The sequence below is a fragment of the Helicobacter pylori genome (genome assembly GCF_015904775.1).
In the GTDB taxonomy this organism is placed as follows: Bacteria; Campylobacterota; Campylobacteria; order Campylobacterales; family Helicobacteraceae; genus Helicobacter; species Helicobacter pylori_DM.
The window spans coordinates 37,312-63,026 of the sequence record NZ_JADZNC010000002.1 but is presented as its reverse complement, the minus strand read 5'-3'; the positions used below and the strand labels follow the sequence as shown (position 1 = coordinate 63,026).

General features: G+C 38.7%; 24 protein-coding genes and 3 pseudogenes. 17 read left to right on the top strand and 10 right to left on the bottom strand.

The window, feature by feature from the left end; all coding sequences use genetic code 11:
* Positions 1-79 precede the first annotated feature (79 nt).
* A pseudogene (locus tag I6852_RS01755) lies at positions 80-1,774 on the top strand (DUF262 domain-containing protein).
* Between the two features lie 395 nt (positions 1,775-2,169).
* Here I6852_RS01755 and I6852_RS01750 read toward each other — a convergent pair.
* From I6852_RS01750 to I6852_RS01730, 5 genes are read right to left on the bottom strand one after another with little or no spacing between them, the layout of a single operon-like run.
* Positions 2,170-2,982: an SPOR domain-containing protein gene (locus tag I6852_RS01750; protein ID WP_197291480.1), complete on the bottom strand. Its 813-nt coding sequence runs from the start codon at positions 2,980-2,982 to the stop codon at positions 2,170-2,172.
* A gap of 21 nt (positions 2,983-3,003) precedes the next feature.
* Positions 3,004-3,546 (bottom strand): DUF1882 domain-containing protein, encoded by a 543-nt coding sequence (locus tag I6852_RS01745; protein ID WP_000138093.1) that lies wholly within the window; start codon positions 3,544-3,546, stop codon positions 3,004-3,006.
* Positions 3,547-3,556: 10 nt separating this feature from the next.
* A complete protein-coding gene (locus I6852_RS01740) occupies positions 3,557-4,807 on the bottom strand; it encodes a serine hydroxymethyltransferase (RefSeq protein WP_197291481.1) in 1,251 nt (416 codons plus the stop codon).
* Positions 4,807-6,312: a lysine--tRNA ligase gene (gene lysS, locus I6852_RS01735; RefSeq protein WP_197291482.1), complete on the bottom strand. Its 1,506-nt coding sequence runs from the start codon at positions 6,310-6,312 to the stop codon at positions 4,807-4,809. The genes I6852_RS01740 and lysS overlap by 1 nt, the downstream gene beginning before the upstream one ends.
* A gap of 9 nt (positions 6,313-6,321) precedes the next feature.
* The gene (locus tag I6852_RS01730) at positions 6,322-7,023 is read right to left on the bottom strand and encodes a CvpA family protein (protein ID WP_197291483.1); all 702 of its coding nucleotides are present in this window, start codon (positions 7,021-7,023) and stop codon (positions 6,322-6,324) included.
* A gap of 223 nt (positions 7,024-7,246) precedes the next feature.
* On the opposite strand from I6852_RS01730, the gene I6852_RS01725 reads away from it, so the two are divergent.
* Genes I6852_RS01725 through pseI form a run of 3 tightly spaced genes read left to right on the top strand, consistent with a single transcriptional unit; the run spans position 7,247 to position 10,187 of the window.
* The gene (locus I6852_RS01725; RefSeq protein ID WP_197291484.1) at positions 7,247-8,524 is read left to right on the top strand and encodes an apolipoprotein N-acyltransferase; all 1,278 of its coding nucleotides are present in this window, start codon (positions 7,247-7,249) and stop codon (positions 8,522-8,524) included.
* Positions 8,521-9,162, top strand: a complete 642-nt coding sequence (locus I6852_RS01720) for an ABC transporter ATP-binding protein (RefSeq protein WP_197291485.1) — start codon at positions 8,521-8,523, stop codon at positions 9,160-9,162. Before I6852_RS01725 ends, I6852_RS01720 begins: the two co-directional genes overlap by 4 nt.
* Before the next feature lie 2 nt (positions 9,163-9,164).
* The gene (gene pseI, locus I6852_RS01715) at positions 9,165-10,187 is read left to right on the top strand and encodes a pseudaminic acid synthase (protein ID WP_197291486.1); all 1,023 of its coding nucleotides are present in this window, start codon (positions 9,165-9,167) and stop codon (positions 10,185-10,187) included.
* 518 nt (positions 10,188-10,705) lie between these two features.
* Here pseI and efp read toward each other — a convergent pair.
* The 3 genes from efp to cbf2 are packed head-to-tail and all read right to left on the bottom strand — an operon-like array spanning position 10,706 to position 13,127.
* Positions 10,706-11,269, bottom strand: coding sequence for an elongation factor P (gene efp / locus I6852_RS01710; RefSeq protein WP_000974267.1), 564 nt, complete (start codon positions 11,267-11,269; stop codon positions 10,706-10,708).
* Positions 11,270-11,290: 21 nt separating this feature from the next.
* Positions 11,291-12,214, bottom strand: coding sequence for a class II fructose-bisphosphate aldolase (locus I6852_RS01705; RefSeq protein ID WP_197291487.1), 924 nt, complete (start codon positions 12,212-12,214; stop codon positions 11,291-11,293).
* A 13-nt stretch (positions 12,215-12,227) separates the two neighbouring features.
* Positions 12,228-13,127 carry a peptidylprolyl isomerase CBF2 gene (cbf2, locus tag I6852_RS01700; protein WP_097568568.1) on the bottom strand — a complete coding sequence of 300 codons (900 nt, stop codon included), beginning with the start codon at positions 13,125-13,127 and terminating at the stop codon, positions 12,228-12,230.
* Positions 13,128-13,289: 162 nt separating this feature from the next.
* On the opposite strand from cbf2, the pseudogene I6852_RS07935 reads away from it, so the two are divergent.
* From I6852_RS07935 to I6852_RS01640, 13 genes and pseudogenes are all read left to right on the top strand, one after another.
* Positions 13,290-13,488: pseudogene (locus I6852_RS07935) on the top strand (hypothetical protein).
* Between the two features lie 113 nt (positions 13,489-13,601).
* Complete coding sequence (locus I6852_RS01695) at positions 13,602-14,330, top strand: EI24 domain-containing protein (RefSeq protein ID WP_197291488.1); 729 nt, start codon at positions 13,602-13,604, stop codon at positions 14,328-14,330.
* Positions 14,324-15,091 (top strand): flagellar biosynthetic protein FliR, encoded by a 768-nt coding sequence (fliR, locus tag I6852_RS01690; RefSeq protein ID WP_197291489.1) that lies wholly within the window; start codon positions 14,324-14,326, stop codon positions 15,089-15,091. The genes I6852_RS01695 and fliR overlap by 7 nt, the downstream gene beginning before the upstream one ends.
* 9 nt (positions 15,092-15,100) lie before the next feature.
* Positions 15,101-16,276, top strand: a complete 1,176-nt coding sequence (locus I6852_RS01685; RefSeq protein WP_197291490.1) for a molybdopterin molybdotransferase MoeA — start codon at positions 15,101-15,103, stop codon at positions 16,274-16,276.
* A gap of 60 nt (positions 16,277-16,336) precedes the next feature.
* Entirely contained in the window at positions 16,337-17,428 is a 1,092-nt protein-coding gene (prfB, locus tag I6852_RS01680) for a peptide chain release factor 2 (RefSeq protein WP_000371103.1), read from the top strand.
* Between the two features lie 69 nt (positions 17,429-17,497).
* Positions 17,498-18,229: a protein phosphatase CheZ gene (gene cheZ, locus I6852_RS01675; RefSeq protein ID WP_197291491.1), complete on the top strand. Its 732-nt coding sequence runs from the start codon at positions 17,498-17,500 to the stop codon at positions 18,227-18,229.
* A gap of 2 nt (positions 18,230-18,231) precedes the next feature.
* Positions 18,232-19,512, top strand: coding sequence for a peptidase U32 family protein (locus I6852_RS01670; RefSeq protein ID WP_197291492.1), 1,281 nt, complete (start codon positions 18,232-18,234; stop codon positions 19,510-19,512).
* A 43-nt stretch (positions 19,513-19,555) separates the two neighbouring features.
* The gene (locus I6852_RS01665; protein ID WP_024117500.1) at positions 19,556-19,819 is read left to right on the top strand and encodes a tetratricopeptide repeat protein; all 264 of its coding nucleotides are present in this window, start codon (positions 19,556-19,558) and stop codon (positions 19,817-19,819) included.
* Entirely contained in the window at positions 19,810-20,286 is a 477-nt protein-coding gene (locus I6852_RS01660; RefSeq protein ID WP_197291519.1) for a CiaD-like domain-containing protein, read from the top strand. The genes I6852_RS01665 and I6852_RS01660 overlap by 10 nt, the downstream gene beginning before the upstream one ends.
* A gap of 234 nt (positions 20,287-20,520) precedes the next feature.
* Positions 20,521-21,198: an acid response regulator transcription factor ArsR gene (arsR, locus tag I6852_RS01655; RefSeq protein ID WP_000573732.1), complete on the top strand. Its 678-nt coding sequence runs from the start codon at positions 20,521-20,523 to the stop codon at positions 21,196-21,198.
* Between the two features lie 25 nt (positions 21,199-21,223).
* A complete protein-coding gene (gene arsS, locus I6852_RS01650) occupies positions 21,224-22,561 on the top strand; it encodes an acid-sensing histidine kinase ArsS (RefSeq protein WP_231626090.1) in 1,338 nt (445 codons plus the stop codon).
* Positions 22,562-22,570: 9 nt separating this feature from the next.
* A complete protein-coding gene (gene hemB / locus I6852_RS01645; RefSeq protein ID WP_197291493.1) occupies positions 22,571-23,542 on the top strand; it encodes a porphobilinogen synthase in 972 nt (323 codons plus the stop codon).
* Positions 23,543-24,265: a YebC/PmpR family DNA-binding transcriptional regulator gene (locus I6852_RS01640; protein ID WP_000532128.1), complete on the top strand. Its 723-nt coding sequence runs from the start codon at positions 23,543-23,545 to the stop codon at positions 24,263-24,265.
* Positions 24,266-24,513: 248 nt separating this feature from the next.
* Here I6852_RS01640 and I6852_RS08160 read toward each other — a convergent pair.
* Together I6852_RS08160 and I6852_RS01635 are read right to left on the bottom strand one after the other, a co-directional pair.
* Positions 24,514-24,694, bottom strand: a pseudogene (locus I6852_RS08160) (hypothetical protein).
* 95 nt (positions 24,695-24,789) lie between these two features.
* A complete protein-coding gene (locus I6852_RS01635; RefSeq protein WP_197291494.1) occupies positions 24,790-25,707 on the bottom strand; it encodes a tetratricopeptide repeat protein in 918 nt (305 codons plus the stop codon).
* Positions 25,708-25,715 lie beyond the last annotated feature (8 nt).

Below are 25,715 nucleotides of genomic sequence, written 5' to 3'. Positions count from 1 at the left end.
TGATGGAGTGGAATCTCAAACCATTCTTATGATATTTATGGTATAAATTTGACTACTGCATGCAACAAAGGAGAACTGAGTGAAAACCACTATAAAAGAGATCTTTCAAGAGGAAGGATACAGCATCCCTAATTGTCAAAGGGATTACGCTTGGAAGGACAAGAATTTTAGGGATCTGTGGGAAGATCTAGAAGAAGCGATAGAATACAACAAAAAGGGTCATAGGCATTTTATAGGCACCATGGTTGTTTCTAAAAATGAAGACAACAAAAATTTGTATGACATCATTGACGGTCAGCAACGAACGACTACCATCTTCATGCTTTTGCATGTCTTGGCGAACAAACAAAATGAGGAAGACAAGCAAGAGACAAGAAAATATCTATACCAAAAGGGGGAATTAAAATGAAGTCGCCCCTCAAAACCAAAGCTTCTTCAAAACGCTCTTGGAAGCGGCAGAAAAAGGGAGTATTAGCCATTGCGAAAAAGATGCAGACACCGAGGGCAAACAAAACCTCTTTGAGGTTTTGAAGGCCATCTTGGATAAGGTCAGCAAGTTGAGTGAAGAAGAAGCGAATGAGCGTTTGGAGGCGCTGTTGAAAATGGTTTTGATGCGGCTTGAAGAGCCCGATCCTGGAAGAGCCATCAGAACCTTTCAAAGCGTGAATGACAGAGGCGTGCCTCTCCTCTTGCTGGACAAACTAAAATCCCTTTTAATTTATTACTCCAACACTTTTTGCGATGGGAAAAGGGGGCTAGACCAATTCATCAACGATCATTTTGGGGAGATCTTTAAGATCTTTGCCAAGATCAAAAAGAGCGACCATATCTCCAGCGTTGGAGGCTTTGATGAAGGCGATATCTTCCGCTACCACGCAGGGAGCCAAAGATTTGATGGAATCGAGTTTTTAGGGCACTACAGAACAAGCACGGACAACACCTACGAGAAACTCAAAGCTGAACTAAAAGAAATCAAAAAAAGCAAATTGGAAAGTTTCATCCAATCCTATGTCAGCGATTTGAAAAATTTCTATCAGGCTTTCCTTGATCTATTGAGCGAGATTGACACCAACCCAACCACCCTTAAGGTCATGCTCATCAACAGAATCAACCCGCTTTTTTCAATTCGATCATCCGCCTAAAAATCAATAACGAACTAGACGATGAAACGCTGAAACTCTTTGCCAAAACCGATATTGTGTTTTTCAAATCTGGTAAAAAGATGCAAACAACGGCCCACAACCTGATTGATGAGTATCTTGAAAAGGGCAAAGAGGGATTGAAGAGCAAGATGATCGATCAATGCAGAAATGATATAGGGATGGCTTCTTTGAAGCTTGTAAACAACGCACCCAACCCATCATGCTTCCACTATGTCTTCTTTGAAAAGAACTGCCAGGAGATGGGTCTTGCCGATCTCAAAAAATTGATCCCTGAGAAGCAATTCTCCCAAGAAAAAGAGCACATCATCCCCATCAATTTATTAGAATTGGATAATGAAATTGAGATCCAAAAACTTGGTTTTGAAGACAAGAAAGATCTTGAAGCTTATATTTACATATACGGCAACCTCATCTCCTTAGAAAGTTCGCTCAATCGTAAGGCAAGCGATAAGGATCTGTATGGAAAAGATGAAATCTATAAGGAGAGCAGAATCCCTTTCAACAGGCGCTTTAATGTAAAAGGTTTCAACAAAAAGGTCTTAATAAAAAGGAATGATGAAATGCGAGAATGGCTGATCGACACCTTTTTTAAGGATTTCGCCACCCACTAAAGAGAGTGAGGTTAAAAAAGAGTGATCGCGCTCGCTCTCTTGCTTCTAGCCCCACCATCGCACCCATAAAACTAGTTCCAAACCGCTCTCTTCTTTGGAGGGTTAGGGGTTATCAAACAACAAACAATAATTTCATAAGATTTAAACGCTCCGTAGTTTTCAAACAACAAACAAATACTTTTAACGAATGAATGCTCTTTAAGGCTGAATTCAAACGCAAGAATTATCTGAATTCCTCAAAGACCAAATAGGTATATTGATCAAAAAAATCTGATTATCTTCATTCTCTGTTAAAATTATCCGAGCCGATGGAGTAAACTACCCCATCGTTTTAGAGCTTGGGCGATCCACTAAAAACGCCCAAGAAAAAAATAAGAATTTTTAGCTCAAAACCCCTACCGCGCTTCTATGACAACCGGTTTAGTCATTTTTTTGCTGACTTCATCAGCATGCATTAAGGCTTCTTGCTTGCTCTTATAAGGGCCTATGAGGTAACGCTTCGTCGCTCCCCTATCTTCAATCTTATGGGGGAATTGGTTAAACGCTTGCAAAAAGGCTTTATTGGGCGTGTGTGCAAAAACCCCCACTTGCAAATAATGCCCTTTAGTAAGAGTGGTTTTAGAATTGGCTTTTTTAGGAACTTCTTTATGAGCTTCTTTTTTAGTTTTTGGCTCTTTGGCCGCATGCCTAGCTTTGTCTTTATTCGCTTTATCCCTATTAGCTTTATCTTTTGGTGCTACTTTAGGCTTTTTATGGGGGGTTTCTTTTTTAGCTACAGCCTGAGATTCTTTTTGAGCGTTCATGGGAGCGTGTTCAACAAAACCCAATCCTTTTTTAACCTCTTCAGGCGTTTTCATCTCCGTTTGAGTTTGATCGGTTTGAACGGGCATGTTAAACGCATCATTTTCTTGTTTTTTAACATTATCCGCCACTTTGTCTAGCTTGTCTTCTTGTTTGGGAGAATCCATGTTCAAGCTTTCAAACTCATCGTCTTTTTTCTCATCTTTAGTGTTGCCTATTTTTTGCATCCCGCTATCGGTCTGTAAAAAAGTCTCTTTAGGAGCGACTCTCGTGCTTTTCCAAAACACCATTAAAAGCACCGCTAAAATGATAATGGCTATAGCCACGATCAAAAACACCTTTTTAGTGCCGCCCCCATTATTCTCTTCTTCTAAAATCACTTCATTCAGTCTTTCTTTTTCTGACATCAAAAATCCTTTCAAAAATGGTTATAAATGCTTCGCCCAAGAGCTCCCGCGCTCTTTTGCAAACACTTCATAAGGTAAAGCTAAAATATTAAATTCCTTAGGCCATTCATTGCTAGGGAAGACCTTCCATTCTTTAGGCAACCCTTGCGCTAATTTCATGGACAAAGTTTTAACCAACCTTTCACCCTCGCCTAATTCCGTATGCCCCTTATGCACATACAAATGCAAATGCCCTGGCGTTTTGGTGTTATAAGCGGTAAAATTCATAAAACCTTCCTCACGAAGCAATAACTGCGCCTTATGGTAAAAACGCTCTGGGTTCCTCCCGTTATAATCAAACACAATGTTTTCCACCTTATCGTTACGCAAGATGAGGTTGTGCGCGATTTCTATTTCTTTTTTCAAATGCTTTTGAATGAGCGAGCTTGTGAGCATGGCATTCACTCTCTGGAATTTATTATAGTAGCAACGCCCCGCATAATCCACCCTCTCCCCCAATCCTGGTTTTTTTTCAAAATAATGGCTTGTGTCTATCTTAATGAGCTTTAATTCCATTTCTGTCATCTTGACTCCCTTAAAAAATGGGTTGGTGGTACACAGGGAATTGATTAGCCATCGCCTTCAATTCTTCTTTCACATGCAATTGCAAACTAACATTATTAATATCATTCAAAATATCTGATATTTTATTCCCTATGATTTCAAATTCTTTAGCTCCCATGCCCCTTGCGCTCAATGCCGCTGAGCCAATCCTTATCCCGCTCGTTACAAAAGGGCTGCGCGTTTCGCCAGGAATGGTGTTTTTATTCACAGTGATTCCAGCATTCCCTAATGCAATATCAGCGTCTTTCCCGCTATAAGGCTTATCTAAGAAATCCATTAAAAGCAAATGGTTAGAAGTGCCACCGCTCACTAACTTATGGTTTTTTTCTTTTAATGTTTTAGCGAGAACTTGCATGTTAGATTTCACTAATTTTACATAAGCTTTAAATTCTGGTTTTAGATTCTCTTTAAACCCCACCGCTTTAGCAGCAATTACATGCATCAAAGGCCCGCCTTGAGTCCCTGGAAAAATCGCTTTGTCAATCTTAGCCGCTATCTCTTCGTCATTAGTTAAAATAAGCCCCCCTCTAGGCCCTCTTAAGGTCTTATGAGTGGTGCTTGAAACCACATGGCAATGCGGGAAAGGATGGGCATGCTCATCAGCGACCACAAGCCCTGCCACATGGGCTATATCGCCTAGTAGTAACGCCCCCACTTCATCAGCGATTTCTCTAAATTTCTTAAAATCAATTTCCCTTGGATAGGCTGAAAACCCGCACACAATGATTTCTGGCTTAACGCTCTGAGCGATTTTTAGCGCTTCTTCATAATCAATATAGCCATCCAAATTCACGCCATAAGAAAAGCTCTGATAATGCTTGCCGGTTAAACTCACCTTAGCACCATGCGTTAAATGCCCTCCACAGCTTAAATCCATGCCTAAAATCTTATCATAAGGCTTTAAAAGGGCGTGATAGACAGCGTTATTGGCTTGTGAGCCTGAATGCGCTTGCACGTTAGCGAACTGGCAATTAAAAAGCTTTTTAGCCCTTTCTATAGCTAGGCTTTCTATTTTATCCACCACTTCACAGCCTCCATAATAGCGCTTGTTAGGATAGCCCTCAGCGTATTTATTCGTTAAAATACTCCCCATAGCTTCCATAACACTAGGGAAAGTGTAATTCTCGCTCGCTATCATTTCTAAATGCTCATTTTGCCGCTTATATTCTTCAAAGATCAATTCAAAAATTTCACTATCCGTTTGTTCTAAAAAATACGCCATTATTCTCCACTCTCAATATTAAAATCGTTTTTAACAGGACGCATCGCTGGGAATAAAATCACATCTTTAATGCTTTTAGCTCCAGTGAGTAGCATCACTAATCGGTCAATGCCTATGCCTTGCCCTGCGGTTGGGGGCATTCCATGGGCTAGGGCCCACACGTAATCTTCATCCATGTATTGGGCTTCTTCATCGCCTTTTTCTTTCTCAGCCACTTGATTTTTAAAGCGTTCTAATTGATCTAAAGGATCATTCAGCTCGCTAAAGCCGTTAGCGATTTCTTTTCCTGCAATGAACAATTCAAACCTGTCAGCAATATTAGGGTTACTATCGTTGCGTCTGGCTAAAGGGCTAATTTCAATGGGATATTCGGTTACAAAAGTGGGGTTAATGAGCTTATGCTCTACAAAATGATCAAACGCTTCAGCGAGCAACTTGCCATGAGTGAGATTGGGCTCTACTTTAATGCCCTGCTCTAACAAATAAGCCAAAAGCCTGTCTTCTTTTTCTAAAATACCCTTGCTAATGCCCCCTATCATTTCTAAAGCGTCCAAATAGGAAATCACGCTCGTTTGGTTGAAATCCACTTCCATATCGTTATAGATAATTTTTGAAGGTAAGTTCAAAGTCTTTAGCAAGTAGTCAAATAGCCTCTTACTGAGTTCAATCAAATCTTCATAAGTGTGATACGCCCAATAAAATTCAATCATCGTAAATTCGGGGTTATGGCTGTGATCCATGCCCTCATTTCTGAAATTACGATTGATTTCAAACACCGCTTCAAACCCCCCCACAATCAAGCGTTTGAGGTATAATTCTGGAGCGATTCTCAAATACCTTTCAACTTCTAAAGCGTTATGATAAGTGGTAAAAGGCCTTGCGTTCGCCCCGCCAGGAATGGGGTGCATCATAGGGGTTTCCACTTCTAAAAACCCTTCCATTTCAAAAAATTTCCGCACGCTAGAAACAATCAAACTGCGTTTTTTAAACACATCTTTAACGCTAGGATTGACGATCAAATCCAAGTAGCGCTGGCGGTAACGCAATTCTATATCGCTCAGTCCATGAAACTTTTCAGGTAAAGGCACAATGGTTTTGCTTAAAATATGAAATTCTAGGGCATGAATGCTTAATTCACCGGTTTTGGTAGCAAAAGGGAAACCTTTCACCAACACAATATCGCCCACTTCCAAATGTTTTTTCAGGCTTTTAAACTCATCGTTCAATTCATTTTGTGAAACATAAGCTTGCAAAATCGCGCTTTCATCTTCAATTTTAATAAAACATGCCTTACCCATTAAACGCAAAAGCTTGACCCTCCCTACAATACTCTCGCATTTTTCTTTGTCTTTAGGCTCTTCTAAATCCTTAACATAAGCGTATTTTTCTAAAAAAGCGGCGTTTGTGAGGCTTCGTTTCAAGCCATTTTGATAAGGGTTTTTCCCTTCTTCTCTCAAGCTATTGGCTTTATGGATGCGTTGTTGGATGTATTGGTTAGAAAACATGTGATGCCTTTATAGGGGTTCTTTATTAGATGGGGTGGGGTTTGGTGGGGTTTGGTTAGCTTTTGGATCTAACATGTTTTTAGGCAAATCTTTAGCCTTTTCTTTTAAAGATTCCACGCCCTTATCCATCGCTTTATTAAAAGATTCTTTATTGTTGTTAAAAGATTCTTTATTTTTGACTTCATCGCTCATTTCTTCAAGGTTGTCTTTAAGGTTTTTCTCCACATGTTTGACGCCATCAAGGCGCATGATCTTACTGGCGATGCTTTTCATGGTGGGGAAAATAGCGCTCTTTTCTTGCAAATAGGCGTTAGCGTCTTTCATCACTTCCATTTTAGAGAGCGCATAAAGGATGAAAGAAAGCACTAAAAAAGTCTTCAAACATGAAAAAATAAACCCTAACGCTTTGTCTATAATGCCTAACCCGCTAAAGACTAACACCTTGCCTAGCAACACTCCAAAAGCTAAAAAAAACACCCAAATAGACGCTAACACCAATAAAAAACCGATGAGATTCGTCATGGTTTCATTTCTTAAATCATACAAATGCTCTGAAAATAAATTCCCAACAGCCACAGAATAGCGAGACGCCAAATACACGCCAAGCACAATCCCTAAAGTCCCCGCCACTTCACTCACGAAGCCATGATAAAATCCTCTAATCCCAAAGGCTACCACTACCACAAGTAACGCCAAATCAATATAGTTCAAACCCTAAACCCAAACCTTTCTCTCATATATCTCACATAAAGATAGTGAGTGCTCAAAAACGCCCATTACTCTTAAATCATGCCAATTCACACTCTTTAGACTTGAAATTTGAAAATAATAACACAACTTAAAAAAAACTACCCTTAAAAAATCAATCTAAAATTCTTAAATTAAAATATAGCTATAATACACTAAAACAATCTCAAGGTTTCAAAATTTAGCCATGCGTCTTATTCTGTTCAATCAAAACGCTTTTTTATTAGCGTGCATGTTTGTTTCAAGCGTGTATGTGAACGCTGTTTTAGACGCTTATGCAATTGAAAACCCCTATATTCCTATCACACTCACAAGCCTATTAGCCCCTTTAAGCATGCTGGCGTTTTTAAAAACCCCTAGAAACAGCGCTTTTGCTTTGGGGTTTTTTGTGGGAGCGTTATTGTTTTACTGGTGCGCTTTAAGCTTTCGCTACTCGGATTTCACTTATTTATTGCCCTTAATTATTGTTTTAATAGCGTTAGTTTATGGGGTTTTATTTTATTTGTTGCTCTATTTTGAAAACCCCTATTTCAGACTTTTGAGTTTTTTAGGCTCTAGTTTTATCCACCCTTTTGGATTTGATTGGTTAGTCCCAGATAGCTTTTTTTCTTATAGCGTGTTTAGAGTGGATAAATTATCGCTAGGGCTTGTTTTTTTGGCTTGCATTTTTTTGAGTGCTAAACCCTTTAAAAAATATAGGATCATAGGGGTTTTATTGTTGCTTGGCGCGTTGGATTTTAATGGTTTTAAAACAAGCGATTTAAAAAAGGTTGGAAATATTGAATTAGTCTCTACAAAAACGCCCCAAGATTTGAAATTTGACTCAAATTACCTTAATAATATTGAAAACAACATCCTTAAAGAAATCAAGCTCGCTCAAAGCAAGCAAAAAACCTTGATTGTTTTTCCAGAAACCGCCTACCCCATCGCTTTAGAAAACTCCCCTTTTAAAGCTAAGCTAGAAGATTTGAGCGATAATATTGCTATTTTAATAGGGACATTACGCACCCAAGGCTATAGCCTTTATAACAGCTCGTTTTTATTTTCTAAAGAGGGCGTTCAGATCGCTGATAAAGTGATCCTAGCCCCCTTTGGCGAGACCATGCCTTTACCCAAGTTTCTTCAAAAACCCCTTGAAAAGCTCTTTTTTGGCGAGAGCGCTTATTTATACCGCAACGCTTCTAGTTTCAGCGATTTTACATTAGACGATTTTACTTTCCGCCCTCTGATTTGCTATGAAGGCACTTCCAAAGCCGCTTATTCAAACAGCCCTTCAAAAATTTTTATCGTAATGAGCAATAACGCATGGTTTAGCCCAAGCATTGAACCCACCTTACAAAGAACGCTTTTAAAATACTACGCAAGGCGTTATGATAAGATCATCTTGCACAGCGCGAATTTTTCAACTTCTTACATTTTAAGCCCTAGCTTATTGGGCGATATTCTTTTTAGGAAACGATCATGATTAAAGCGACTGGTATTTCTCATGCTTTTGAAAAACCTCTTTATAATGGCGTGAATTTGCACATTAAACCCAAAGAAAGCCTAGCGATTTTAGGCGTGAGCGGGAGCGGTAAAAGCACGCTTTTAAGCCATCTAGCCACCATGCTAAAACCGGATAGCGGAACAGTCAGTTTGTTAGAACACCAGGATATTTATGCCTTAAACTCCAAAAAGCTTTTGGAATTGCGGCGCTTAAAAGTGGGCATAATCTTTCAATCGCATTACCTTTTTAAGGGTTTTAGCGCTTTAGAAAACTTGCAAGTCGCTTCAATCCTAGCCAAGCAAGAAATAAATCATTCCCTTTTAGAACAATTAGGCATAGCCCACACCCTAAAACAAGGCGTGGGTGAATTGAGCGGCGGCCAGCAACAACGCTTAAGCATCGCCAGAGTGCTTTCTAAAAAACCCCAAATCATTATCGCTGATGAACCCACCGGGAATTTAGACACCATTAGCGCTAATCAAGTCATCAGCATGTTGCAAAATTACATTACAGAAAACGAAGGGGCGTTAGTTTTAGCCACGCATGATGAGCATTTAGCCTTCACTTGCTCTCAAGTCTATCGCCTAGAAAAAGAAATTTTGATTAAGGAAAAATAAAAATGTTACAACGCCCTAAAATTGTCGCTGAATTGAGCGCTAACCATAACCAGGATCTAAACCTAGCCAAAGAAAGCCTTCATGCCATTAAGGAAAGCGGGGCGGATTTTGTCAAACTCCAAACCTACACGCCAAGCTGCATGACTTTAAACTCCAAAGAAGATCCTTTCATCATTCAAGGCACTTTATGGGATAAAGAAAATCTGTATGAATTGTATCAAAAGGCTTCTACCCCCCTAGAGTGGCATGCTGAATTGTTTGAGTTGGCTAGAAAGCTTGATTTAGGCATTTTTAGCTCGCCCTTTAGCTCACAAGCTTTAGAGCTTTTAGAGAGCTTGAATTGCCCCATGTATAAAATCGCTAGTTTTGAAATCGTTGATTTGGATTTAATTGAAAAGGCCGCTTGCACACAAAAGCCCATTATCCTTTCTAGCGGTATCGCTACACACACCGAATTGCAAGACGCTATCTCATTGTGCAAAGGCGTGAATAATTTTGACATCACCCTTTTAAAATGCGTGAGCGCTTATCCCAGTAAAATAGAAGACGCTAACTTGTTGAGCATGGTTAAATTAGGCGAAACCTTTGGTGTTAAATTTGGCTTGAGCGATCACACGATTGGCTCTCTTTGCCCCATTTTAGCCACCACTTTAGGAGCGAGCATGATAGAAAAGCATTTCATTTTAAACAAATCCTTACAAACCCCAGACAGTGCTTTTAGCATGGATTTTAACGAATTTAAAAGCATGGTTGAAGCCATCAAGCAAAGCGTTTTAGCCTTAGGCGAAGAAGAGCCAAGAATCAATCCAAAGACTTTAGAAAAGCGAAGATTCTTCGTGCGCTCTTTATTTGTCATTAAGGATATTCAAAAAGGCGAAGCATTGACTAGCGGCAATATCAAAGCCTTACGCCCCAACCTTGGCTTACACCCTAAATTTTATAAAGAAATTTTAGGCCAAAAGGCATCAAAATTTTTAAAAGCCAACACCCCTTTAAGCGCTGATGATATAGAACGCTCATTGTAGGTTTGTTTTGAGTGAATAATGGGATTTTTAAATTTTATTTTATGGTTTTAGATTTGATTTTAAACTCATTTTCTATTTTAAATCTTAAGGGAATAGGGGCATCGCTCTCATCAAATGTTGCCTAGAGCCTTATTTGAATCTCAATTAACTTTAATTTTTAATAAAAACAGGATTACTTTGTTGCTATCGTTTTAAACTTTATCATAAAACCCATTTTTTAAGGGAATATTTTGCGTTTAATCCCTAACCTCCAATCAAATCCCCCTAATCCCCTAAGAATGTTTTTTAAGAGATTATCCGTTTGATTAAATCAATCTCTTATTTAATCTTAAAAAATGCCTTTGAATATTTTTATTGGCACTCAATAAAAAAGTCAATCCATTTTAAATAATTTTTAATCATAGATTCCACACACGCTCTAAATAAAGCTCATTAAACAAAGCCCAAAAAGGGGCTGAAACACCCCTTATGACAAAAAGGCTGTGTCTAAAGCACTAGCTCAATAAAAAAAGATAATCTCATTTCACCTTTTCAAGATACTCTTCTGTTTCCGTATTGACTTTAATCACTTCACCCTCTAAAACATGGAAAGGCACTTGCACGACCGCACCGGTTTCTAAAGTCGCTGGTTTTTTGCTCGCGCTTGAAGTATCGCCCTTAAAATTAGGAGCCGTTTCTACAATCTTTAAAGCCACAACTTGCGGCACATCCACTGAAATCGCCTTGTCATTATGCAATAAAACCTGCACTTGCATGCCGTCTAGCATCCATTTAGAAGCCTCACCCACTTGAGAGTCGTTCAAAGCGATTTGCTCATAGCTCTCTATGTCCATGAATTGGTATGTATCGCCATCATGATAAAGGTATTGCATCGTTTTTTCAACCAAATTAGGCTCTTCGCACTTATCCCCCGCATGGAAAGTCTTTTCAATCACCTTGCCATCTAAAAACGACTTGATTTTCGCGCGCACGAAAGCCGCACCCTTGCCAGGCTTGACATGCTGGTATTCTACAATCCTATAAGGCACACCGCCCAATTCAATTTTTAAACCCTTTTTGAGCTCACTCATCCCAATTGCCATGTTACACTCTTTCCTTGTTGATTAAATTTTATTAGCGCTGCCCAAAAGTTTCATGCGCTCTTTGACCACATTTTTAAGCGCTAATTGAGCCGGAGAAAAAAACTTCCTCAAATCAAATTGACTCTTATCTTCATTAGCCACCTTGCGCACTTCTGCGATGAAAGCGATCCTTAAATCCGTATCGGTATTGACCTTATTGATCCCCCCTTTTATAGATTCTTGTAAAAATTCAAAAGGCACGCCCTTAGAGCCTTTCAAATCGCCTCCAGCGTCCAAATAAGATTTCCTCACATCATCTGGTATCGCACTCGCTCCATGCAAAACTAAAGGGATATTAGTGAGCCTTTTGACTTCTTGCAAGCGTTCAAAATCCAATTTGGGCTCGCCCTTAAACTTAAACGCTCCATGGCTTGTCCCAATGGCTGGGGCTAAGTAATCCACTTGAGATTCTTTGACAAACCGCTCCGCTTCTTTAGGATTCACTAACACCGCGTCCTTTTCATCTACTGAAATATTGTCTTCAATCCCCATTAAACGCCCCAACTCCGCTTCCACGCTCACTCCAGCGTTATGCGCCATTTTGACCACTTTAGAAGTCAATTCCAAATTTTCTTCAAAAGCATGATGAGACGCATCAATCATCACAGAAGTGAAACCCGCTCTCACGGCTTTTTCACAGCTTTCAAAAGTCGTTCCATGATCTAGGTGTAAGGCTACAGGAATGTGCGGGTAGCGTTCGCACATGATTTTCACCATGCCCACCGCCATATCAATCCCCATGTATTTGATCGCTCCTTCACTCGCTTGAATGAAAAGCGGGGAATTTTCCTCGTTTCCTGCTTCAAAAATAGCGTTTAGCATTTCAAAATTCACGAAATTAAATGCCCCTACCCCATAACCTTCTTTATGGGCTTTCAATAAGATTTCATTGCCTTTAACTAACATGATAACACCTCATCTACTTGTTGATAACAATTTTAGCGTGCTTCCTTAGTTCCTCGATTCGTTGATTCATGCGTTCTTGGAAAAGCTTTTCTTGTAACATCCCCTTAATGGTGGGTTTGGCTTGCTCATAAGTATAAGTTACAGGGCTATCTTTAGAAATCAAATAGATAATATGATAACCAAACTCTGTTTTAACAGGGGTTTTAGTGTAATCCCCAGGAGTTAAAGCGAAAGCGGCTTTAGAAAAATCCGGAGCCATTTGGTTTTTTTGGAATTTCCCTAAATCGCCACCATTTTGCGCGTTCTTGCTGTTAGGATCAATCGTATCGCGATTGGCTAACTCAATGAATTTGGCTTCTTTTTTAGCCTTTGGCTGTTTGTCAATCTCAGAAATAATCCGTTTAGCCTCATCTTCGGTTTTCACTAAAATATGCCTAGCATGGGCTTCTTGCTTGACAAAAAGCTGATCTTTATTAGCGTTGTAAAAATCTTGCATTTCTTTTTCTGGGATTTGGATCTTTTTCACTTCTTCAGCCTGTTTTTTAGCCCAAAATTCCACTAAAGCCTGTTTTTTAACCGCTTCCATCATCGCTTTAAATTCTGGAGTCTGATTAAGCTTTTCTGCCTTAGCCTCATTTTCTACAAGCGCGGTGCGAATAGCTTGCTCAATCAAGGCTTCTTTTTCTTTCTCTTTAAGCTTGTCAAAATCAAAATTAGGATTTCGTTGCTTAATCATGTCAAAATCGCTTTTGGTGATAGGCCTGCCATCCACTGTCGCTAACACGCCTGCTGAAGAATCAGTCGTTTTTTTCGTGTTATGTGCAGCGTTATTCGCGTTATGGGCCGGCTTAGCCACCAAAAACGACGCGCTCAACGCGCCCACTAACGCTAAATTTAAGATATTTTTTTTCATTGTGTGTTCTCCACTCTAAACTAATTTTCATCATTAAATTTACATTATAGCAAATTTAAAACAAAATCAGCTATCATAATTATAGAAAACTCACATTAAGGGGTAAGAAATGCTTAAAGTTATTCATTCCGTTCAAAGTGGGTAAAAAGGTTCGCCGCAGATATTCTAATAATATTTATTTGTATTTATTGGTGTTAGTTATGTTCTTTTTGGGAAGAAAAAGGGTGTTAAAGAAGATTCAAAATTTTATAAGACAATGATGAATGTTATATTTGTTGCTGCAATCATTTTGTGTCCTTGGATACTGATGGTATTGTTTTACCCCATAATGTATTTACTACTATATGTTATTCCATATTAAATAACTTCTATATTCTTTTAGTCAATCTCATATTTAATAAGCTTGCTATGTAAGATTAAGGGACTTTGCGCTTAAATTACCCTAGCAAAGTGAGTGAAGAAGGATTTCAAGTTATGGTTTTGTCTTTATCTATCCTTAAAAAAAGCTTTAATGATTTTTTAAGCGCTAGAATACTTTTAATCAATCTTGGCCCTATCCTTTTGAGTTTGGCGTTTTTTGGAGCTGTTTTTTACTACAATGGTGCAAATATTGTGGGTTATTGCCAAACCTTATTACCGCAATCTTTGAATGGCTATTCCCATTCTCAAGGCTTTTTTGCTGGCATGTTCGCATGGGTTTTTAAAGCGTTAGTGTATTTTCTTGTTTTTTGGATCGTGATTCTTTTGAGTTTAGTCATCAATATTTTTGCGTCTATTTTTTACACCCCTTTAGTGGTCTCTTATTTGCACCAAAAATATTATCCCCATGTCGTTTTAGAAGAATTTGGCTCTATCCTTTTTTCTATTAAATATTTTTTAAAATCGCTCGCTTTTATGCTTTTATTCTTAGCGGTTTTAACGCCCCTTTATTTCATTCCCTTTATAGGGGTCTTTGGGGTCTTTTTTTCTATAGTCCCGCATTTCCTTTTTTTCAAAAACACCATGAGTTGGGATATAGCCAGCATGATTTTTAATCATCAAAGCTATCAAAATTTACTCAAACAGCACCGGTTAAAGCATTATCGTTTCTCGTTTTTTTGCTATCTTTTTTCCTTAATCCCTTTTTTTAATTTTTTTGCCACCTTGTTGCAAACCCTAATGCTAGTGCACTACTTTTTTATCCTTAAAGAAAAAGAATGCTAGATTTTATTCAAGAGCTTAGCACCCCCCATGTTAGGGATTTTTTCTTGTTGTTTTTAAGGGTTAGCGGTGTGCTGTCTTTTTTCCCTTTTTTTGAAAACCATTTAGTGCCTTTGTCGGTGCGTGGGGCTTTGAGCTTGTATGTGAGCGCGATTTTTTACCCCACTTTAGAGTTTTCAAACGCTATTTACACGCCAGAGGGTTTTATCATTGCTTGTTTATGCGAGCTGTTTTTAGGGGTGTGCGCGTCTGTTTTTTTACAAATCGTCTTTGCAAGCTTGGTGTTTGCCACTGACAGCATCAGCTTTTCTATGGGGCTTACCATGGCGAGCGCTTATGATCCCATTTCAGGATCGCAAAAACCCATTGTGGGGCAAGCCCTTTTATTGTTAGCGATTTTAATTTTATTGGATTTATCGTTCCACCATCAAATCATTTTGTTTGTGGATCACAGCTTAAGAGCCGTCCCTTTAGGGCAATTTGTCTTTGAGCCAGAATTAGCTAAAAACATTGTCAAAGCCTTTTCACACTTGTTTGTCATAGGGTTTTCTATGGCGTTCCCTATTTTATGCTTGGTGTTATTGAGCGATATTATTTTTGGCATGATCATGAAAACCCATCCTCAATTCAACCTGCTCGCTATCGGGTTTCCGGTTAAAATTGCGATCGGGTTTGTGGGCATTATTTTAATCGCTTCGGCTATCATGGGGCGTTTTAAAGATGAAATCAGCCTGGCCTTTAGCGTTATTAGTAAAATCTTTTAAAGGATAAACATGATTAGTTTTAAAGAAGCTCTAAAAATCCATTCTAACATTCCCTTAAAACCCTTAGAAGTAGAGGTTGTCTCTTTGTTTGAAAGCACAGGGCGCATTTTAGCAGAGGATATTATTTGCGCTCACGCCTTGCCTAAATTCAATCAAAGCACAATGGATGGCTATGGGTTTAAAATGCAAGATTTGGGCCAAAAAACTCAAGTTATCCAACACATCTTTGCCGGGGATGATGTGAGCGCTTTAGAAGTCAAAGAAAATGAATGCGTTAAAATCATGACTGGAGCGATGGTGCCAAAGGGAATAGAAACGATCGTTCCCATAGAATGCATGCTAGAAAGCCATAAAAATTCCGCCCTAGCTCCTAAAGATTTTAAAATTCACGCCAATATCCGTCAAAAGGGCGAGAACGCTTCTTTAAACAGCGTTTTAGTCCCTAAAAATACCCGTTTGAATTATGGGCATATCGCGCTCATTGCCTCTCAAGGGTTAAAAGAAATCAAAGCGTTTAGAAAATTAAAAATCGCTCTCTTTAGCAGCGGCGATGAATTAGTGCCTTTAGGGCAGAACGCCCCAGAATGCCAAGTTTATGATGTGAATTCAGTGGGTATTTTCAACATGCTTAAAAACTACAACACGCATTTTCTAGGGGTTTTAAAAGATGATAAAAATTTACAGCTTAAAATACTTGAATTGCAAGACTATGATGTCATCCTTTCAAGCGCGGGGGTGAGCGTAGGGGATAAAGACTTTTTTAAAGACGCTTTGAAAGAAAAAAACGCCCTTTTTTATTATGAAAAAGTCAATCTCAAACCGGGAAAACCGGTAACTTTAGCCCGACTCAATCAAAGTATCATTATAGGCTTACCGGGTAATCCTTTAAGTTGCTTATTGGTTTTACGAGTTTTGATTCTACCCTTATTGGAGCGCTTATCTTTAAATAAAGATTTTAAACTAAAACCCTTTAAGGCTCAAATCAATGCCCCTTTAAAGCTTAAAGGCGAACGCGCGCATTTAATTTTAGGCAACTATTCAAACCACCAATTCATTCCTTACAACAACAACCGCTATGAATCAGGAGCGATAGAAGCCCTTGCGCAAGTGGATTCTATCGCTTTAATTGATGAAGGAGTGGGATTGGTTCAGGGCGAAATTGAAATTTTAAGGTTTGAAAATTAAATTAGCTTTTAACAATGCTATAATGGTGAGTTTAAAACCCCACTCATAAAGGTTCTGTTTGTGGATAACTACACCTATAGCGAATTGTTAAAAAGCTTGCAAAACAAATGCGATAATATCGCTTTAATCATCAAGCCTGAAAAGATCAAACAAGAATTAGAACGCATTGAAAAAGAGCAAGAAGACCCTAATTTTTGGCAAGATGTCTTAAAAGCCAGAGACACCAATAAAGAAAAAGTGCGCCTGAACCGCTTGCTAGAAACCTATCAAAAAACGAAAAATTCTTTAGATGAAAGCGTAGAATTGTTTGAACTCGCTCAAAACGATAACGATGAGATTACTTTATCCTTGCTCTATGAAGAGGCTCCTACTTTAGAACACAGCGTCCAAAAAGTGGAAATTGAAATCATGCTAAGCGGTGAAAACGACGCTTCAAACGCTATTATTACCATTCAGCCTGGAGCGGGGGGGACTGAAAGCCAAGATTGGGCGAGTATTTTGTATCGCATGTATTTGAGGTGGGCGGAAAGAAGAGGCTTTAAAAGCGAGATTTTAGACTATCAAGATGGCGAAGAAGCGGGCATTAAAGGAGTCGCCTTTATCATTAAGGGTGAAAACGCTTATGGCTATTTGAAAAATGAAAACGGGGTGCATAGGCTTGTAAGGATTTCGCCCTTTGATGCGAACGCCAAACGGCACACGAGTTTTGCGAGCGTGCAAATTAGCCCTGAATTAGACGATGATATTGATATAGAAATTGATGAAAAAGATGTCCGTTATGATTATTATAGAGCCAGTGGGGCAGGCGGTCAGCATGTCAATAAAACAGAAAGCGCGGTTAGGATCACGCATTTCCCTACCGGTATTGTGGTGCAATGCCAAAACGATAGGAGCCAGCATAAAAACAAAGCGAGCGCGTTAAAAATGCTTAAATCCAAGCTCTATGAATTGGAATTAGAAAAGCAGCAAAGCAGCGCCAAAAATGAAGAAAAAAGCGAAATTGGTTGGGGGCATCAAATAAGAAGCTATGTCCTAGCCCCCTACCAGCAAGTCAAAGACGCGCGCTCCAATATTGCTTATAGCAATGTGGAAGCGATATTAGACGGCGATATTGATGCGATTTTAGAGGGCGTTTTGATTGCTAAAGCTTAAGTGCGCTAAAATGACAGCTAGGAATTATGGTTAAAAACGCTTTTTAAAACCAATTGGCAAGGAACAACAATGACACAAGAAGAATTAGACGCTTTGATGAATGGTGGCGATTTAGAAAACTTGGAAGCCCTAGAGGCTAAAGAAGAGGCTAAAGAGCCAACTAAAGAGAAAGAAGAGGTTAAAGAATCCAAAGAAAGCTCTAGCCAAAAAATGACCGTCAAAAAAGAAGACGCTGAAAAATACGGCAAGATTAGCCCTAATGAATGGCCTCCCCCTCCCCCCACTGAAGAGCATAAAGTCGTGCATCAATTAGACGATGTTACAAGAGATTCTGAAGTGAAAGCCACGCAAATTTTTGATCAATTGGATTTGATCGGATCTAGCGCTGAAAAGATCGCTAAAATGGTTAAAAAAATCCAAGAACCCCTAAAAAAACACCAAGAAATTTTTGACAATTTGCATGGCCATTTCCCCCATGTTGAATCTTTTAAAACCGCGCTCAATGAGCAACAAGAAATCCTAAACACCCTTAAAAGCATTGAAGAAGAAGCCACCAATTGCTCTGATAGCTCCATGCAAGCGATGGATATTATGCAGTTTCAAGATATTCACCGCCAAAAAATTGAACGAGTGGTCAATGTCATGCGAGCGCTCAGCCAATACATGAATTCGCTTTTTGAAGGCAAAATTGATGATTCTAAGCGCGTGAGTTCAGCGACTTTTATCACCGGCGATGACGATAAAGATTTAGCCAGCGCTGATGATATTGAAGCCTTGATCGCTTCTTTTGGAGCCAAGTAGTTTTGAACCAAGTTGAATTACTCTCTCCAGCCGGTAATTTAAAAAAACTTAAAATCGCTCTCAACTATGGGGCTGATGCGGTTTATGGGGGAGTGAGCCATTTTTCTTTACGCAATCGTGCGAGTAAGGAATTCACTTTAGAGACCTTTAAAGAAGGGATTGACTACGCCCATGCCTTGAATAAAAAAGTCTATGCCACGATCAATGGTTTCCCTTTCAATTCACAGCTCAAACTTTTAGAAGAGCATATTTATAAAATGGCAGAGCTAAAACCAGACGCTTTCATTATCGCTGCACCTGGTGTGGTGAAACTCGCTTTAAAAATCGCCCCGCATATTCCCATCCATTTGTCCACGCAAGCGAATGTCTTAAATTTGCTCGATGCACAAGTGTTTTATGATTTAGGAGTCAAACGCATTGTGTGTGCTAGGGAATTGAGCCTGAATGATGCGATTGAAATTAAAAAAGCCTTACCCGATTTGGAATTAGAAATCTTTGTGCATGGGAGCATGTGCTTTGCCTTTTCAGGGCGTTGCTTGATTTCGGCTTTACAAAAGGGGCGCGTGCCTAATAGAGGGAGTTGCGCGAATGATTGCCGGTTTGATTATGAATATTATGTGAAAAACCCTGATAACGGCGTGATGATGAGATTAGTTGAAGAAGAGGGCGTAGGCACGCATATTTTTAACGCTAAAGATTTGAACCTCTCTAGTCATATCGCTGAAATTTTAAGCTCCAACGCCATTAGCGCACTCAAGATTGAAGGGCGTACCAAGTCCAGTTACTACGCCGCGCAAACCACGCGCATCTATCGTTTGGCGGTTGATGATTTTTACCATAACACCTTAAAACCGAGTTTTTATGCTAGCGAATTGAACACGCTTAAAAACAGGGGTTTTACGGACGGCTATTTGATGCGAAGACCTTTTGAAAGGTTGGACACTCAAAACCACCAAACAGCCATTAGCGAAGGGGATTTTCAAGTCAATGGCGAAATAACTGAAGACGGGCGTTTTTTTGCATGCAAATTCACCACTACCACTAACATAGCTTATGAAATTATCGCTCCCAAAAATGCGGCTATCACGACCATAGTCAATGAAATTGGCAAGATTTACACCTTTGAAAAACGCTCTTATTTAGTGCTGTATAAAATCCTTTTAGAAAATAACACCGAGTTAGAAACTATCCATAGCGGGAATGTGAATTTAGTGCGGCTGCCCGCACCTTTACCGGCTTTTAGTTTTTTACGCACCCAAGTAGAGTCTAAAAATGGCGTTTGATTAGTGCTAAAGATGTATTATTAAAAACAATTAAGAGAAACGCATGCCCTTAGAAACTATCACGCTCGCTCATATTTACGAAGAACAAGGGTTTTTTGAAGAAGCGTTGCAAATTTATATTAATATTTTAAAAAAAACCCCTGACCATGCAGAGGCGTTAAAGCAAATGAAGCGTTTGGAAAAAATCCAAAAAAATGGCGCTCCTTTCAAACACGATGCAATACTAGAGCGGCACTATTTGAATTTTATCAAAGGGGATCGTTTGAGCGTTGAAAATTTAGAACAATGGCTGGTAGAATGGAATTGAAAAACATTATTTCAGAAACCCTTAATGAAATTGAAAAAATGGCTAAAACCATTGATGATGGTTTTAATACAGCGCAAAAAACGCTCTCTTTTTTCAAAACGCCCTCTCATTTGCAAAACACCCCAAACCCTAAAAATGCTAACACCCCTTTAGAGTCAAAAAACGCTGCTAAAATAGAAACGCAAGAAAAAATCACAGAAGAAAATACAGAAGAAAAAGAAGAAGAGGCACCAGAAATCATTACAGAAGAAATCGCACAAGAAAACCCCACGCAAGCGTTAATTCCAAACGAGAGGGTTTTTTTAAAAGGCTTATTAGAGAGAACCTTAGTGTTATTTAAAGGCATGCAAGCTTTAGAAGAAAAAGAAGCGCTGAAGCGTTTGGATTTAGTGGCGCGTTTCTTGCAATACCAATTGAGCGCGCTTGAAAAACGATTAGAATCTTTGGAGCGAGAAAACACAGAGTGAAAAATGAGCAAAGGAATTTTTTAAAAACATTAAAAAATAAGACTTTCATTTTCAATATTCCATGAAAACAAAGTCTTAAATTTCCATTAATAACTATGATAATGTTTTGAATTTTTATTTTTAAGACATCTTTAAGGTATCTTTAGTAATAAAATGCTAAAATCAAGCCCTTAAAACATTAACAGAGTTAATGTTTTTAAAGTTGCAGAAATCATTGAAGGAGTTAATTGAAGTATGATAGAAGTTTTAATGATAGAAGATGATATAGAATTAGCCGAGTTTTTGAGCGAGTTTTTGCTCCAACATGGCATTCATGTAACCAATTACGATGAGCCATATACCGGTCTTAGTGCGGCTAACACACAAAATTATGATTTGTTGTTGTTGGATTTGACTTTGCCTAATTTAGACGGGCTTGAAGTGTGTAGGCGCATCTCCAAACAAAAACATATCCCTATTATTATTTCTTCAGCAAGAAGCGATGTGGAAGATAAGATTAAAGCGCTAGATTACGGGGCTGATGATTATCTCCCTAAACCCTATGATCCTAAGGAATTGTTAGCTCGCATCCAATCCTTACTCAGGCGTTCTCATAAAAAAGAAGAAGTGAGTGAGCCAGGCGATGCGAATATCTTTAGGGTGGATAAGGATAGCCGAGAAGTGTATATGCATGAAAAAAAGCTAGACTTAACTAGGGCTGAATATGAAATCCTTTCGCTTCTCATTAGCAAAAAAGGTTATGTGTTTAGCCGTGAAAGCATTGCGATTGAGAGCGAGAGCATCAACCCTGAAAGCTCTAATAAAAGCATTGATGTGATCATTGGCCGTTTGCGATCTAAGATTGAAAAAAATCCTAAACAACCGCAATATATCATCTCTGTTAGAGGGATTGGTTATAAATTAGAATACTGATATTCTAATAAGGAGTTAAGGGGTTTTGCGTTTCTCTATCTTTTTTAAGGTTGTCGCTTTGTTTATGATAACGCTCTTTAGTTTTGGAGCGTTCGCTTACTATTTCGTGTCTTCTCAAATCAGTCACGAAAACTATCAAAACGAAATGCGCCATTATCAGTTTGTTACCACTATCAATGAAATTTTAAACAACTACTCCGATTATAGAGCCATAGAAGATTACCTCTATAAAATCGGTTTTAGAGAAACCACGATAGAAAATTTAGAAAAGGTTTTAGCCAAAAGACGCCACCAGTTGCACCATAGGAATATTGGGTATGCTGAAGTGTTTAAATTCAGCGACATGGTTTTTATCCTTATAAAAAAGGATGAGCATTTTGTGCTTTATAAAGATTTGCATTCGGTTTCTTACAGGAATTATTTCTTAGCTATTACGGTGGGTTTATTATTGATTTTATTCCTCTTTTTATTTGTTTTGCAGAGTTTATTGCCCTTAAGAGAGTTAAGATCTCAAGTGAAACGATTCGCTCAAGGGGATAAAAGCGTGAGCTGTAAAAGCAAGCAAAAAGATGAAATAGGGGATCTGGCTAACGAATTTGACAATTGCATCCAAAAAATCAATGCGATGAATGAATCTCGGGTTTTATTTTTGCGCTCTATCATGCATGAATTACGCACCCCTATCACTAAGGGCAAGATACTAAGTTCTATGCTCAAAGAAGAATTGTCTTACAAACGCTTTTCATCTATATTTGATCACTTGAACATGTTGATTGAGCAATTTGCCCGCATTGAGCAGCTCGCTTCCAAAAATTACGGGAGCAATAAAGAAAAATTTTTAATGAGCGATTTGATAGACAAGGTTGAAAAAATGCTTTTAATTGATGAGGATAAAAAAAGCCCTATCCATGTATCCTCTTCAAATTACATCATTGAAGCGGATTTTGAATTGTTTTCTATAGCGTTAAAAAACATGGTAGATAATGCGATCAAATACAGCGATGACAAACAGGTGTTTTTGGATTTCATAGGGAATGATTTAGTGGTGTCCAATAAAAGCAAACCTTTAAAAGAAGATTTTGAAAAATATTTGCAACCCTACTTCAAATCTTCTAACCCCAGCCAAGCCCATGGTTTTGGGTTAGGCATGTATATCATTAAAAACGCTTTAGAGGCTATGGGATTGAATTTGAGCTATCATTACAGCAATGGAAGAATTTGTTTCACTATCCATGATTGCGTTTTTAATAGTTTTTACGATTTAGAAGAAGATGATGAAGAGCTACCCCCCGAAAATTTGAAAGAGGTGAGCGGAATGAAGGGAGTAGAAAAAGCCAATTGTGGGGTTAAAGAAAAACAATAAAGAGAGAACATGTTCAAACGATTGAGAAGATTACGAAGCAGCGAAAACTTAAGAGCGATGATAAGAGAAACGCGCCTGAATATTGATGATTTCATCGCTCCCTTATTTGTCATAGAAAGCGATAGTTATATTAAAAATGAAATCAGCTCCATGCCTGGCGTTTATCAAATGAGTGTAGAGCCTCTTTTAAAAGAATGCGAAGAATTAGTGGGTTTAGGCATCAAAGCCGTTTTATTGTTTGGCATTCCTAAACATAAGGACACTACAGGAAGCCATGCGTTAAATAAGGATCACATTGTCGCAAAAGCCGCTAGAGAGGTTAAAAAACGATTCAAGGATTTAATCGTTATAGCGGATTTGTGTTTTTGTGAATACACCGACCATGGGCATTGCGGGATTTTAGAAAACGATTCTGTGTCTAACGATAAAACGCTAGAGATTTTAAACCTTCAAGGGCTTATTTTGGCTGAAAGCGGTGTGGATATTCTAGCCCCAAGCAACATGATGGATGGGAATGTTTTGAGCTTGAGAAAAACGCTAAATAACGCCGGGTATTTTCACACGCCCATCATGAGCTATTCCACTAAATTTGCGAGCAGTTACTATGGGCCTTTTAGAGATGTGGCAAACTCTGCACCGAGTTTTGGCGATCGCAAAAGCTATCAAATGGATTACGCTAATAAAAAAGAAGCGCTTTTAGAAAGCTTAGAAGATGAAAAACAGGGCGCGGATATTTTAATGGTGAAACCGGCTTTGGCGTATTTGGATATTGTTAAAGAAATCAGAGATCACACTTTGCTCCCTTTAGCGCTCTATAACGTGAGCGGGGAATACGCCATGCTCAAACTCGCTCAAAAGCACAACCTGATCAACTATGAAAGCGTTTTATTAGAAACGATGACTTGTTTTAAAAGAGCGGGAGCGGATATGATTATTAGCTATCATGCTAAAGAAGTGGCTAACTTATTACAAAGGAATTGAATGGGACGAGCGTTTGAATACAGAAGAGCGGCTAAAGAAAAACGATGGGATAAGATGAGTAAGGTTTTCCCCAAGCTCGCTAAAGCGATCACTCTAGCGGCAAAAGAGGGCGGGAGCGAGCCGGACACGAACGCCAAACTACGAACGGCGATTTTAAACGCTAAAGCGCAAAACATGCCTAAAGACAATATTGACGCAGCGATTAAAAGAGCGAGCAGTAAAGAGGGGAATTTGAGTGAAATCACTTATGAGGGTAAGGCGAATTTTGGCGTGCTAATCATTATAGAATGCATGACTGATAACCCCACTAGAACCATTGCTAACCTTAAAAGCTATTTCAATAAAACGCAAGGGGCAAGCATCGTGCCTAATGGCTCTTTAGAGTTTATGTTTAATAGAAAAAGCGTGTTTGAATGCTTGAAAAATGAAGTGGAAAATTTAAAACTCAGCCTAGAAGATTTAGAGTTCGCTCTCATTGATTATGGTTTGGAAGAATTAGAAGAAGTGGGAGACAAGATCATTATTAGGGGGGATTATAACAGCTTTAAGCTTTTAAATGAGGGGTTTGAAAGCTTGAGATTGCCCATTTTAAAAGCGAGTTTGCAACGCATCGCCACAACGCCCATTGAATTGAATGACGAACAAATGGAGCTTACCGAAAAATTACTGGACAGGATTGAAGACGATGATGATGTGGTCGCGCTTTATACCAATATTGAGTGAAATGCAAAAAGGCTCAAAGGATTTTTAACAAAACCAACAAAAAGTTTTGTTGTTATAAGCTTGTAAAATCCTATAAAGAGTTATAAAACTCCTTTTTGATTGGATTTTTAATTTTATTTTGATTGAATAAAGGTTTTTGTTTTGTTCAAATTTGTTCAAACATGAAAGCTTTATTCAATATTCTTTTTTAAAAAACTTGTTTTTAAGCTTTCTTATAGTTAAATTTTATTTTGTGGTGAAGTTATTTTTTAAAGCGGATAGGGGGATTTTAGAATAACGCCCCCTTTAACCCCATTAAATCCGAGCGCTTTAAAAAATTATCGCTTGTGTTGTAAGCTCTTTTACATTTATTTTAAAACGCCTTTGAGTGTTTTTATTATCAATATAAGAGCGAATCCAAACCCTAGATTTGTGGATTTTTAATCTCAATACTCATCAATAGAGGTGCTCAATCCCCATTTGATAGCGCGAAAGCGGAAAGATTTCTACAAGATGAGTTTTAATCATAGCCCCTAAACTCTGGCTTATTGCGTATCATCTTGCGTGTCGTTTTGCGCATCATCTTGCAAATTATCAGAATTCTTGCCAACCACTTCTAATACTTTACAACTACCACTAAAGTCTAAAGTGCAACCTTTCTTATAATATGAAGTGGCTTTATCAAAATCCTTTGGAGCGCCCTTACCCATGTAATACATCACCGCCACATTATGACAACCGCTCCCTTCTTTTAAAGAACAACTCTTTTTATAAAGATTCAAGGCCTGCTCTTCATTTTGTCTGACATAAAGACCGGCTTCATACATATAGCCTAAACTCACACAGCTCGCTCCGTCTTTTAAATGACACCCTCTTTTAAAATTCGTAAAGGCTTTTTTCAAATCCTTCTGTACGCCTTTGGCGTTCCTATACATATACCCTACAAAGTTACAACTAATGCCATAATTCAAACTGCAAGCGTATTTAGAAAGAGAAAAGGCTTTGGCATAATTTTGCTTAACGCCCGTGCCATTAAAATACATAAAACCTAAACTCCCGCAACTCACCCCACCCTTTAAGTGGCACCCTCTCCTATAATAATAGATAGCCTTTGGAAGGTTTTTTTGAACGCTATCGCCATCTTCATACATAGAGCCCAAACTCGTGCAAGCCAAATGATTCCTTAAATTGCACCCTCTTCTGTAATAAAAAACGGCTTTTGGAATATTCTGATCCACGCCATCGCCATCTTCATACATAGAGCCTAGACTCGTGCAACCAACCCCCACCCTTAAATTACAGCTCCTCTTATAAAAAGCCACCGCTCTATGGTAATCCCCTCTCTTAAGGGCTTGATTAGCCATCTTAAAATATTTCTCACCGGTTGTAGCCACCAAATGACCAAAACAGCTTGCCATTAAAAATAAAATCAAAACCCATTTTTTGTTCCAACTCTTTATCATCTCATTCC